The sequence below is a fragment of the Orbaceae bacterium BiB genome, assembly GCA_036251205.1.
In the GTDB taxonomy this organism is placed as follows: Bacteria; Pseudomonadota; Gammaproteobacteria; order Enterobacterales; family Orbaceae; genus Orbus; species Orbus mooreae.
On sequence record CP133958.1, the window covers coordinates 2,876,151 to 2,889,083 of the forward strand.

A 12,933-nucleotide genomic window follows, 5' to 3' on the forward strand; every position below is an offset into this window, starting at 1 on the left:
TCCTTAACGCTATTGCTTTTTGCTATAACGATATGAATGTTTAAAAGGTTATCACTGTTTTTAAACCTAATACAAAGGCATCGGATGTTTCGGATAGACCGCCAGAGTTGTGCCAATATTGTAAATCGGGTTGAATCTCTAACCAAGATGTTACCCTGAAACGATAATAGAACTCCATATTTAAAGCACTTGACGGAACAGGGCTATATAATGGATCGTTATAGTCCGTTATATTGAGTTGCTCATTTTGCAGCTGCTGTTTTTTAATGTAGTGATCACTTAAGTCGGTATAAGAGATCCCTATGCCGATCCAATCTTCAGGTCTTGCATCCAATAGTCCTCGATAACGTAATGAGCCCGAGATGACGTACTTCATAAAATTAGTTCGTTCATCATGATAGCTACCACTAATGGCAAGACTTAAACCGCGATTAGGATCATTTGCATGTTGTGTCAGTTGTTGGTTAAAACCGGCATACATAAACCACGTATTATTGTATGATCGATCTTTATAGAGATCGTGTTGTTTGGCATTTGTGTATAACACACCAATATTATAGACGCCGGGTAAATCATTAACAAAGGTACGTGTTTCGACTTCGAATGGCAGTAAAAAACCTTTGCTACCTTTTGTTGACCAACTCCAAGCATGGCTTCGATCTGTTGCGCGTGAATTTTGCTCCATAATACCTGTTTTTAGGGTAACTTCTGGCGTTATTTTATAACTTAGCGTTGTGCCCCATGTATGAATATTCCAATTACTCCAGGTTAGTGAGTTTGCCGATTTCCCTCCACACAACGTTCGAATTTGGAAATCACATGGAATAATTTGATCAAACTCTTGAACTTTATTCATCATACCAATTCGCCAAGTCATACGCCGATCATCAAAGCTGCGCGCAAAAGTTAACCAACCTAAACGTGTCACTGAGCCACCACCCGAACTTTCCTGAGTTTGATCGGTACCTGATACTCGGGGATCTTGAATGCGTTTAACCGTTAAATCATCATTATGGTTACGATTCACGATATTACCTTCGATACGTGCATCAGCAATTCCTGTCCAGCGTTCAAGGTCTTGATTAAAGGTAAAAGCAAATTGATCAATATAAGCGACATGGTTGTCCGTATTATATCCCCCACCGATATTTGATGCAGCTTGGCTAAGATAGTTAGAACTAAATGTAAAACCATTCTCGGCAAGAATCGGTCTAATCCCTAACATATCACCAAATAACCCTTTAGGTGCAGGCTCAAAACCGAGTACCGTACCATTCCAACTGTTATTATCGGCCATTGCAGGTAGCGCTAAAAATAGCGATAAGAGTATAATTTTTTTATTCATAAAGTACCTTTGTATTAACAATTACATGATTAAAGTTGATATTTTTATCAACTCGATTCCGAATTGTTTTAAATTTGGGATAAGTTGGTAATGCTATTTTTAAGATTACTGCACTTTTTTGCCCATAAAAAAACCTGAATAACATCACCCATTGACTGAGTGAGATTATTCAGGTTCATGCCTAGTGTTATCTAGTAACACACCTATAAAAATTTGATTATTTTAATTCAGTATTTTTTTATCATATATGCGCTATATCGGTGATGAAGCATTGATAAATATTTGTGTTTAATTAACGGTATAATTCCTCATGTAATTAGATACTATGTCAAATTTATATTTTGGAAAAATTTTACTCTCTATTTTTATTAATAAACAAGATGATTTTTCTATTTTTGTGATGCAATTGTCATTAATGAAATATTATTTTTTTAAATGAATCGGTTTCAACCCAAAAATAATCTATTTTGATAAATTTCAATTATTCGATGTCCTACTGTTTTTTACACGATATGTATAATATTTATTCTGCTAGTTAGATGATATTTATTGTTTTTTTTACTTAAACGATTTGACAAAAATTCGCTAAATAGGCATGATTTATCGACTTGATATGTGATTTATTATATTGGCGAAAATACCCATAAAGTGGACACAATTGTGACGAAATGAAAAAAATAATTACCTACATACTGATGATTGTTGTTCTCTATTTTATGATCAGTAATATTGCGATTTACTATTATGCATCAAAATTAGTCGCTCTACCTAAAGCAGATACGTTAATTGTTTTAGGGGCAAGGATCACGGATAACTCATCTCAACCAGGTCACTCTTTACGGGAAAGGTTAGATCTGGCGACTGATTATTTAGTTAAAAATCCACTAACAAACGTGATTGTTTGTGGTGGTATTTTGCATGGTGAATCAGCGTCAGAAGCTAGTGTGATGCGTACTTATCTGCTAACAAAAGGGATCGCATCTGATCGTATCTATATTGAAGATCAATCCACTCGCACGGCTCATCAATTTATTTATCCTAAAAAAATGATGAAACTAGGCTCTGTCGTGGTGGTAACAAGTGACTTTCATATGTTACGTTCTATGATGCTTGCCAAACGTTCTGGCGTTGAGGATATTAGTGCATTAGTGGCAACATCACATTATGATAATCCTGACAAATTTATCGCACTATGGCGAGAGCCATTAGCACTCGCTAACTCCTTTCTATTTGATCACCCCAAATAGATCCAGGCAAATTTAAGTCAATTTTTACACTATAATCATGCTTTACATTAATATTTTAACGAAAAGTATCAAAGGTAGGGCGAATAAAATAGGTTGCTTCAAAGTCGCAAATTAGTACGATAAATCAGTGTGATTGGTTGAAATTAGTAAATATAAGCTTATATTATAATAGTGATTTTTTATTTTATTCTAGGGTATATTCCATGTCATTAGTACCAGCTTTGGAGTTAATAGGTCTCAAAAAAACTTATAGAAATGGGGTGCAAGCGTTAAAAGGCATTGACCTTACCGTCAAATCTGGTGATTTTTATGCACTACTGGGGCCAAATGGGGCTGGAAAATCCACTACGATCGGTATTATTAGTTCATTAGTAAATAAAACATCAGGTCAGGTTAAAATTTTTGGTTATGATTTAGAGTCTGATGTTGTCAATGCTAAACGGCAATTAGGATTAGTACCACAAGAGTTCAATTTTAATCCGTTTGAAACAGTCTTACAAATAGTTGTAAACCAAGGTGGTTATTATGGGTTGCCTCGTAAATTAGCGATAGCGAGAGCTGAAAAATACCTACGTATTCTTGATCTGTGGGATAAACGTAATAGTCGGGCTCGAATGTTATCGGGTGGGATGAAGCGTCGCTTAATGATTGCCAGAGCGCTAGTCCATGAGCCGAAATTATTGATTCTAGATGAACCTACCGCTGGCGTTGATATCGAGCTGCGTCGTTCAATGTGGGACTTCTTACGAGATATTAATCAGCAGGGTATTACTATTATTTTAACGACCCATTATTTAGAAGAAGCAGAAATGCTATGCCGTAATATTGGTATTATTCAAAATGGTGAGTTGATTGCCAATACATCAATGAAAAATTTACTGGCTAATGCTAAAAATGAGACGTTGATTTTTGATTATTTACCCATTGATAAAACACCAGATTTAGCTGGATACCGCTATAAAATTATAGAGCCGGGGTCGCTCGAAATTGAAATTGATAAAGTGAAAGGATTAAATCCGCTCTTTAAACTTTTTGAACAGCAACAAATTCAGATCATCAGTATGCATAATAAAGGGAATCGTCTTGAAGAACTATTCATTGATTTAGTGCGTGGTGAATTTAAAGGAGAGAGTCATGAATAGTTTATATTGGATTGCCCTTAAAAGTATTTGGCGTAAAGAGATCACCCGATTTATGCGAATTTGGGTACAAACACTGATCCCACCAGTCGTGACTATGTCGCTTTATTTCATTATTTTTGGTAATTTAATCGGTTCACGCGTTGGTGATATGGGCGGCTTTAGTTATATGCAGTTTATTGTGCCGGGTTTAATTATGATGTCGGTGATCACCAATTCATATACCAATGTCTGTTCTTCATTCTTTAGTTCTAAATTCCAACACAATATTGAAGAGTTATTAGTTGCACCAGTTCCAACTCACATCATTATTTGGGGATATGTTGGTGGTGGTGTTGCGCGAGGAGTTTTCACTGGCATATTAGTAACCATTATTTCAATGCTTTTTGTTAGTTATGATGTTCACTCTTGGGCGATGATAATTTGTACATTGCTACTGACAGCGATTCTTTTTTCATTAGCAGGTTTATTGAATGCTGTTTTTGCAAAATCATTTGATGATATTAGTATTGTTCCAACCTTTGTATTGACACCCTTAACTTATTTAGGTGGGGTATTTTACTCATTAACATTGTTACCGACTTTTTGGCAATGGGTATCAAAGCTTAACCCGATTGTCTATATGATCAATGGTTTTCGTTATGGGTTTTTAGGTGTTTCCGATGTTTCGTTAATATTCACTTTCTCAATGCTAATTCTTTTTGTGGTGGTGATGTATATCATCTGCTGGCGAATTATTGAAAGTGGCCGTGGACTACGCAGCTAATTACTAAAAATATCTTAAAATAACTCGCTAATTTTAGCTAGCAATTAGCGAGTTTTATTATCAATCTTAAGAAAATTTTAACTTTGTAGTAAGCTCAGTAAAAATAACCCCTAATGCATAAGCGCCTGCATCTGGATAACCAATACTACGTTCGCCAACTGTACCGGCTCGTCCCATTCTTGCTGCGATGAGTTTGGTTTTTTCTGCACCATCAACAGCGGCTTTAGCTCCTGCTTCAAAGGCTTCTTTTATTGAACTTGATGAATTAGCCAGCTGACTCCAGCTATCTGCACATGGCACTAAGGCATCGATTAGCGTTTTATCACCAACTACAGCCCCTCGTCCAAATGAGCGTTTACCAACGGTTTGAATACCATTTACTGCTGCTTGTAGCATATCGGCAAAGTCAGAGAGCGATAATGATTGTTTTGCAATACAGCTTTTCGCTGCTGATTTAAAGGCGAATCCCCAAATTGGACCAGATGCACCGCCACAATGTTCCATAATTACAATTGAACAGTGATCGAGAAAACTGCCAATATCTTTAGATTGAGCAATAATATCATTCCATTCTCGTTTGAGTTGCTTAAATCCTTTCGCTACGCTCATACCAAAGTCACCGTCTCCAGCGTATGAGTCAAGATCACAAAATGGTTGCTCATTTTTAATAATAATTTCACCCATTTCATGAATGAGATATTTTAAATTACCAAACGAAAAGTTATTCCCCATGACTTGGTTATTACCAATATCAGTAAGTTCAGTTTCCTGAACATCAACGATAGTCGTTGAAAATAGTAATTTTGGATCAAAATGATAATTGCTATCTTCTTTTGTGATATGTAGGGCTGGTGTTTGGCATGGAATATGTAAATACTGTTTTAATTCATTATCAAGCTTCATAATTGAAACTGATGCTCCAGCCATATCGATACTGGTCATATAGTTACCAACTAAAATTTTATCGATAGTGGTCTGTTTTGCCGCTAACTCTTGGGTGACATAATAATTTAGTACATAGAGTTCTAATAATGGTGTCGCACCAAAACCATTAATTAGTAAGGCTATTTCCTCATTTTTAGCCAGTTTTAGATCTTCACTTAACGCGTCGACCATCCGTTTTGCTAAGGCTTGTGCTGAAATAATTTTTTCTCGTTTGATACCTGGTTCACCATGAATACCAACACCATACTCCATTTCATCATCAGCTAAGCTAAACGTTGGCGTACCTTTAGCCGGGACTGTGCAAGAGTCAAATGCAAATCCGATGCTACGAACGTGGCTAGCTGCTTTATTCGCAACAGTTTTGACTTGAGCTAGTGATAAGCCAGATTCGGCAGCACTGCCTGCAATTTTATGGACTAATACTGTACCGGCAACCCCTCTACGTCCTACGGTATACAGGCTATCTTGCACGGCAATATCATCATCTACTTTGACATAATCAACCGTAATTCCATCCATTTCAGCTAAAAAAGCTGCATTTTGGAAGTTCATCATATCACCGCTGTAGTTTTTTATGATGAGGAGTGTTCCTTTATCACTTTTAGTCGATTTTATTGCTTGATATATTTGAATTTGTGATGGTGATGCAAAAACATCGCCACAAACCGCGGCATCTAGCATACCTTTACCAATAAAACCAGCATGTGCTGGTTCATGGCCGCTACCACCACCACTAATTAATGTGACTTTATTTTTATTAATATCACGCTTTTTAATGACTTTATATTTAGCCATTAATTCTAATTGTGGGTTGGCAGCCACAATACCTTGGCACATTTCTAAAACCATTGTTTCTGGCTGGTTCATTATTTTTTTCATTATGCTTAACTCCAAAATTCTTTATAGCGACTGCCCATTTTATCCGCCGCAATAATTGCCGCTTTAACTGAATCGATAGTAATTGGGAATGGCATAGCATGAATCGACTCTTCTTTAATGCAAGCTTTTTCTGCAACAGCGGTTATCTCATCATCACTAATGCTTTCAACACCTAGATCGGCAAGGCAAACAGGTAAACCAATTGATAAACAGAAATCCATCACCTGTTCAATCTCTTCTTGTGGCGCATTTTCTAAAACCAGTTGAGCAAGGGTACCGAAGGCGACCTTTTCACCATGGAAATAGTGATGCGTTGGCTCTAAAATAGTTAAACCATCATGAATGGCATGTGCGCCAGCAAGTCCGCCACTTTCAAAACCAAGTCCTGATAAGAGAATATTAGTCTCGATAATATTTTCAAGCGCTGGAGTGACGACATTATTATCACATGCTATTTTCGCTTTTTCACCATCTTTCAGTAGTGTTTCATAACAAAGCGTGGCTAATGCAAAAGCAGCTAGTGTTGGTTTGGCTCCACTACAGCTACCATTAAGAGCACCACAAGGTAATCCAGCATTAACATTTGAATAAGAACGCTGATTCGCTCTCGCTTCAAAATAGGTGGATAGCGCATCCCCCATTCCTGATACAAGAAAACGGGTAGGGGCTTTAGCGATAACGGTTGTGTCAACTAGAACAACATTTGGATTTTGTTTAAAATAGGCATAGTCGTCAAAAGCACCTTCAGGGGTATATAAGACGGCTGAGTGGCTCGTTGGTGCATCGGTTGCGGCAATAGTTGGAACGATAATCAGATTATTTCCTTCTGCAACACATTTAGCGGTATCAATGGCTTTACCACCACCTAATGCAATAATACAGTCACATTTTTGCTGCTGCGCTATTTGTTGTAAACGTTTCACTTCTTGACGAGAGCATTCTCCTGCAAAATTACTTGCCACAAAGCTGACACCAAAAGTTTTACAGGTACTATCTAACTGCGTTTTTACTCTAGCAATATCATCTTTATGAGCTATAAGTAGTGCTGATGTACCAAAGCTTTTAACAAAATAACCTAAGTTTAATAACTCATTTTCACCTTGTACATATTTTGTAGGGCAGATAAATGCTTTCCTCATGATAGTCCTCTTTTATGATTTTTGACTGTTGCTAATATTATTAGTAATAATATTTTCTAAAAGTATAGGTTTGTATTTTATTTAATTCAATGACTAAAGTTTAATATTGAGAGGTAGTGAACATTTTTACTAAAAATAACATAAAAAAAGAGCATCAACGATGCTCTAAGATTTATGATAATTTAATTATAGTTTTAATTTGTGATGATTGATGACTGTTCTGGTGCTTTTTTCTCTTTAATAAAGAACCATAATGCACATGCACCAATTATGTCAAAGATAGCTAAGGCGATAAAGAACGGACCAAAACCAATAACACCAACGAATGCACCAATAAATAGGTTAAAAATAAGTTGTCCAGTCCACGCACATGCACCCGCCATACCAACAACTGTTGCGACTTCATTTTTCTTAAATAAATCAGCACCTAAAGTAGCAGCAACGGTCGAAAGTAATTGATGGGCAAAGCCTCCTAAGCTAATTAAGAATACCGCAATATAAGGATTATCAACAATACTAACTAAACCGATTGTTGTCATAATAATTGCGCCAATAGTAAATGTAATTCTTCGCGAATTAATCAATGTAAAGCCACGTTCGTTAAAGAATTTAGCAACAAAGCCACTCGCTAGACAGCCTAAATCAGCCATTAAAAACGGTAGCCAAACAAACATTGCAATCTCTTTCAAACTAAAGTTTAGCGTTTGTACAAAGAAGATCGGGATCCAAAAGCTGATCGTTCCCCATGCAGGATCGGCAAGAAAACGTGCAATACCAATTCCCCAAAAGTTACGTTGCGATAAAATTTTTAAAATTGAAGTTTTCTCTTTAACTTGTAAAAACTTTTCTTGTCCTGATTCAATATAGTTGAGCTCTTCAGCTGAAACACGTTTTGAGTCTTTAGGATCGCGATAAAATATTAACCATGCAATCGCTGCTAAAAGTGCAAGTCCACCAGATACAACAAATGCGAACTGCCAGCTATGAAACATAATACACCAGGCAATCAGTGGTGGTGCTAACATGGCTCCAAAAGAGGTTCCCATATTAAATACACCTGTTGCGATCCCTCTCTCTTTAGCTGGAAACCAAGTGGAGGCTGTTTTTACTCCAGCGGGTATTGCTGAAGCTTCACTAAAGCCCATGATTCCACGCATAAATGCTAAACCTTGCCATGTACCAGTGAGTGCGTGCCCCATTGTTGCAAGCCCCCAAATCATTGCACAAATGGCAAAACCAAATCTTAACCCAATAGTATCAATAAAGAACCCCATAATTGGTTGACCAATTGTATAAGCTAATTGGAATGCACTAACAATCCATGAATATTGTTCATTCGTGATTCCCGTGCTTTCCATAATGGTCGGGGCTGCAACACCTAGCGCCGTCCGATCTAGATAGTTTATGATAGTTATCGCACAAACGAGTAGTATCATATACCACCTAAAATTTTTAATTTTCTTCATATTTTTCGTTCCTTTATGTTTATATTGAAAATAATTTCAATCAACTATTAATCTGGTGTTAGTCGTTCTTATGATTTTGCAAAATACTTTTCGGCATTGTTATAACAGATGTCGCTAATCATTTTGCCCACTAGATCAAAGTCGTGAGGGAGCTCACCATTTTCCATCCAATTACCGACCATATTGCAGATAATTCGACGGAAATATTCATGTCTTGTGAAGGATAGAAAGCTTCTTGAATCGGTTAGCATGCCAACAAATAGGCTTAACATTCCCATTTGTGATAGCTGCATAATTTGGCGCTCCATACCATCTTTTTGATCGTTAAACCACCAGCCTGAACCAAATTGAATTTTCCCTGCAATACCTGAACCTTGGAAATTACCAATCATGGTTGCTAAGACTTCGTTATCTCTAGGATTTAAGCAATACAAAATAGTTTTAGGCAGTTCATCGTTGGCATCAAGTGTACCGAGTAATGATGATAGCGGTTCTGCAATTGGTCTATCACCAATAGAGTCAAATCCGCTATCAGCACCAAGTAGTTTAAACATACGTTTATTATTGTTACGAATTGCCCCTAAATGTAATTGCATAACCCATTTACGCTGATGATATTCACGTCCCAACCAAACTAATACAGCGGTACTGAATTGCGCTATTTCAAGCTCACTTAACGGTTCGCCACTCATGCGTTTTGTGAATATTTCATTAAGTCGTTTTTCTGATGGGATATCGGCATAACGTAATATTTCGATACCATGATCTGAAGCTTCGCAGCCATGTTGTTCAAAATGGTCGAGTCGTTTGGTTAAAGCTGATAATAATTTTTCGAAGGAGTTGATCTCACAGTCAGTAACTTGACCTAATTGCTTGATATAATCGACAAATCCTGATAGTTCAATTTTAAAAACTTTATCTGGTCGCCAACTTGGTCGAACACGTGTTTTACAGCTTGGATCTGCTGCAATTTGTTGGTGATATTCTAAAGAGTCAATCGGATCATCTGTGGTACCAACTGCTTTAACATTCATCTGATTGAGAATGCCACGAGTTGAAAATTCTGGTGTCGCTAATAATTCGTTAGCTTGATGCCAAATTTTCTCTGCTGAATCAGGATTAAATAACGTATCTTTAATGCCAAAAGGTCTACGTAACTCTAAGTGAGTCCAATGATAGATTGGATTACCTAATGTTAGGGGAACCGTTTTAGCCCATACTTGATATTTTTCATAATCAGATGCATTACCCGTAATGAATTTTTCATCAACGCCAGCGGTTCTCAATACTCGCCATTTATAATGATCACCCGCTAACCAAATCTCGGCTAAATTGCGAAAATTTTTATTTTCGGCAATATCTTTTGTTGGTAAGTGGCAGTGATAATCATATATTGGTTGCTGCTCTGCATAATCGAAATAGAGACGTTGTGCTGCATTGGTTTGCAATAAAAAGTTATCATCTAAAAATTTTTTCATTGTTATATTCCAGTATTAGGCAATTATATTTTTTACGGTTTGTTTAGCACCATGTTTCATTAAAGAGAGGTAATGCGCTGCAACGGTCTGTTTAAATTGTGGATTATTAGGTAAATCGGCACCAAAAACCGTTGTTAATGCTAATAAATTATCAACGCGTTCTTGACCATCTTTAGTTGTGCTAACAATATTTTTTAGCTGTTCAGCCATTGGATCCCTGACATCAATTGTTTGCCCTGAATCGTCGATGCCACCCACATAACGCATCCATCCTGCAACACCTAGCGCTAATAATGAGTAATCAGAGCCATTTTTGATATGGAAACGGATGGAATCTAGCATACGCTGTGGTAATTTCTGTGTCCCGTCCATCGCGATTTGCCAAGTCTTGTGTTTTAATGAAGGATTCGTAAAACGCTCAATTAATTTGTCGGCATATTGCTGTAGATTTACATGACCTGGTACATGTAATGTTGGGGCTTGTTGCTTCATCATGAGCTGTGCGGTTGCTTTTCGATAGTATTCATCAGCCATACAATCATTGATATGTTGGTAACCAGCTAGGTAGCCAAGGTAGGCTAGAAACGAGTGACTACCATTTAGCATACGTAGTTTCATCTCTTCATATGGCACAACATCGCTTACAAATTCAGCTCCGACTTCATTCCAATTGGGTCTACCTGTGACAAAGTTATCCTCAATAACCCACTGAATAAAAGGTTCACAAGCAATACCACAAGGATCATACATGCCACCTAAAACTTGCTGAATTTCATCAAGAGTTTCATTGGTTGCTGCTGGAACAATACGATCGACCATCGTACAAGGGAAAGTCGTATTATTTTCGATCCACTCGGCTAATTTTTTATCCCGAGCTTGTGCTAAGCCCAAAATAGCCATTTTAAGCATTAAGCCATTTTCAGGAATGTTATCACATGAAAGTGCTGTAAATGATGGAACTCCTTTCGCCATTCTGCGTGCGAGAGCTTCAACAATAACCCCAGGTGCTGATTGTGGTTGAGTTGGATTAGCAAGATCAGCTTTAATTAATGCATTATTGAGATCTAAACCCGCACCACCAGGTAAAATGCAGTAGCCTTTTTCTGTAACGGTTAATGAAACAATTTCAACAATCGGATCAGCCATTTTTTGTAAAATAGTTTCAATGCCATCTGTAGGGGCGAGTAAAGACTCTTTTACACTACCAATAATAAAGGCTTCTTGGCTAGTCGCACCTTTTTCTAAAACAGTATAAAGATGATTTTGTTTACGAATATCTTCTATTAATTGTTCACCGCCGACAATATTAACCTCACAAATCGCCCAATCACTTTTACCCGTTTTTAATAGTCGATCGGTAAAAAGTGCTTGATGAGCACGGTGAAAAGCGCCAAATCCAAGATGAACAATGCGCGCTTTCATCGCTGTTCTATCATAATCTGGGGTATTTTTTACGTATGGGGGTAAATTTGACATATTTAACATAGATATCACCGTATATTTAAAATCATTGGATTATGTGGTTGAACATATTTTCATTTATATGATAAATATTCATCTTATTTTTTTATAATGTGTGACTTGGATCACGTAAATTGGTTTATTTATATTTAAATTTTGACATTGCTCATGTTATGACATTAAATATTGGTATGCCAATTTTCAAATAATAAGATAGAAAGTTATAAAAAGCGCTGTAAGATGAAATAATTCGCGTATAATTACTAATAAATTAGTTAATTTTTATAAAAGGTTATTGCAATGTTACCGTCAAATCGGCTGTATCAAGAAATTGGCAACCAGTTAAAGTTTTTACTCAAAAGTGGTACTTATAAGGTTGGTGATCGGTTGCCGCCAGAGAGAGATATCGCAGAAACATATAGTGTGAGTCGAACTGTCGTTCGAGAAGCATTAATTATGTTAGAGCTTGAAAATCTTGTTGATGTGAAAAAAGGTTCTGGTGTTTATGTTGTTGCTTTGCCAACAGATGAATTATCGGAAAGTGATAAAAAATTAGAAGAAGAAGATTTTGGTCCTTTTGAACTATTACAAGCAAGACAACTGATTGAAAGTAATATTGCCGCTTTTGCTGCTTCACAGATCGTGAAATCGGATATTGTGCAGTTAAGGGCAATGTTAGAACAAGAGCGTCGCGATTTAGCTGAAAATATTTTAAGTGATTATCATGCTGATGAAATGTTCCATATAGCGATTGCTAAAGCGACAAAAAATAGCGTACTTGAAAATTTATTAAATGATTTATGGCAGAAGCGTCATGCCAGTAAAATGTGGGATAAATTGCATAGTCGAATTCAAGATCATAGCTATCGTAAAAAATGGCTCGATGATCATGAAAAAATATTACAGGCGTTACAAATTAAAGATCCCGCTGCCGCTCGCCAAGCAATGTGGCAGCATTTGGAAAATGTGAAACAGACTTTGATGACTGTTTCTGATAGTGAAGATCCTGACTTTGATGGTTATTTATTTGAATCTATCCCAGTTGCTATTGTTAGCCGATAGATTGTA

At 36.8% G+C, this 12,933-nt stretch carries 10 protein-coding genes; 4 read left to right on the forward strand and 6 right to left on the reverse strand.

The window, feature by feature from the left end; translation table 11 throughout:
- Positions 1-40: 40 nt before the first annotated feature.
- Positions 41-1,345 (reverse strand): carbohydrate porin, encoded by a 1,305-nt coding sequence (locus RHO11_13720; GenBank protein ID WVD61504.1) that lies wholly within the window; start codon positions 1,343-1,345, stop codon positions 41-43.
- A gap of 668 nt (positions 1,346-2,013) precedes the next feature.
- Between RHO11_13720 and RHO11_13725 the strand changes: the two genes are divergently transcribed.
- The 3 genes from RHO11_13725 to RHO11_13735 all read left to right on the forward strand — a co-directional run bounded on the left by RHO11_13725 (position 2,014) and on the right by RHO11_13735 (position 4,497).
- Complete coding sequence (locus RHO11_13725; protein WVD61505.1) at positions 2,014-2,592, forward strand: YdcF family protein; 579 nt, start codon at positions 2,014-2,016, stop codon at positions 2,590-2,592.
- A 203-nt stretch (positions 2,593-2,795) separates the two neighbouring features.
- Complete coding sequence (locus tag RHO11_13730; protein WVD61506.1) at positions 2,796-3,734, forward strand: ABC transporter ATP-binding protein; 939 nt, start codon at positions 2,796-2,798, stop codon at positions 3,732-3,734.
- Positions 3,727-4,497, forward strand: a complete 771-nt coding sequence (locus RHO11_13735; GenBank protein WVD61507.1) for an ABC transporter permease — start codon at positions 3,727-3,729, stop codon at positions 4,495-4,497. Before RHO11_13730 ends, RHO11_13735 begins: the two co-directional genes overlap by 8 nt.
- Positions 4,498-4,563: 66 nt before the next feature.
- Here RHO11_13735 and dhaK read toward each other — a convergent pair whose 3' ends face one another.
- The 5 genes from dhaK to RHO11_13760 form a co-directional block, all read right to left on the reverse strand.
- Positions 4,564-6,321 carry a dihydroxyacetone kinase subunit DhaK gene (gene dhaK, locus RHO11_13740; protein WVD61508.1) on the reverse strand — a complete coding sequence of 586 codons (1,758 nt, stop codon included), beginning with the start codon at positions 6,319-6,321 and terminating at the stop codon, positions 4,564-4,566.
- A 5-nt stretch (positions 6,322-6,326) separates the two neighbouring features.
- Complete coding sequence (locus RHO11_13745; protein WVD61509.1) at positions 6,327-7,460, reverse strand: glycerol dehydrogenase; 1,134 nt, start codon at positions 7,458-7,460, stop codon at positions 6,327-6,329.
- Between the two features lie 194 nt (positions 7,461-7,654).
- The gene (locus tag RHO11_13750) at positions 7,655-8,926 is read right to left on the reverse strand and encodes an MFS transporter (protein WVD61510.1); all 1,272 of its coding nucleotides are present in this window, start codon (positions 8,924-8,926) and stop codon (positions 7,655-7,657) included.
- 68 nt (positions 8,927-8,994) lie between these two features.
- A complete protein-coding gene (uxaC, locus tag RHO11_13755) occupies positions 8,995-10,404 on the reverse strand; it encodes a glucuronate isomerase (GenBank protein WVD61511.1) in 1,410 nt (469 codons plus the stop codon).
- 15 nt (positions 10,405-10,419) lie between these two features.
- Positions 10,420-11,889, reverse strand: coding sequence for a fructuronate reductase (locus RHO11_13760; protein ID WVD61512.1), 1,470 nt, complete (start codon positions 11,887-11,889; stop codon positions 10,420-10,422).
- Between the two features lie 276 nt (positions 11,890-12,165).
- Between RHO11_13760 and RHO11_13765 the strand changes: the two genes are divergently transcribed.
- Positions 12,166-12,927: a GntR family transcriptional regulator gene (locus RHO11_13765; protein WVD61513.1), complete on the forward strand. Its 762-nt coding sequence runs from the start codon at positions 12,166-12,168 to the stop codon at positions 12,925-12,927.
- The last annotated feature ends 6 nt before the right edge of the window (positions 12,928-12,933 follow it).

Coding starts and splice junctions, on each gene's coding strand:
- RHO11_13720 (WVD61504.1), bottom strand. CDS start 1,345: ATGAATAAAAAAATTATACTCTTATCGCTATTTTTAGCGCTACCTGCA.
- RHO11_13725 (WVD61505.1), top strand. CDS start 2,014: ATGAAAAAAATAATTACCTACATACTGATGATTGTTGTTCTCTATTTT.
- RHO11_13730 (WVD61506.1), top strand. CDS start 2,796: ATGTCATTAGTACCAGCTTTGGAGTTAATAGGTCTCAAAAAAACTTAT.
- RHO11_13735 (WVD61507.1), top strand. CDS start 3,727: ATGAATAGTTTATATTGGATTGCCCTTAAAAGTATTTGGCGTAAAGAG.
- dhaK (WVD61508.1), bottom strand. CDS start 6,321: ATGAAAAAAATAATGAACCAGCCAGAAACAATGGTTTTAGAAATGTGC.
- RHO11_13745 (WVD61509.1), bottom strand. CDS start 7,460: ATGAGGAAAGCATTTATCTGCCCTACAAAATATGTACAAGGTGAAAAT.
- RHO11_13750 (WVD61510.1), bottom strand. CDS start 8,926: ATGAAGAAAATTAAAAATTTTAGGTGGTATATGATACTACTCGTTTGT.
- uxaC (WVD61511.1), bottom strand. CDS start 10,404: ATGAAAAAATTTTTAGATGATAACTTTTTATTGCAAACCAATGCAGCA.
- RHO11_13760 (WVD61512.1), bottom strand. CDS start 11,889: ATGTTAAATATGTCAAATTTACCCCCATACGTAAAAAATACCCCAGAT.
- RHO11_13765 (WVD61513.1), top strand. CDS start 12,166: ATGTTACCGTCAAATCGGCTGTATCAAGAAATTGGCAACCAGTTAAAG.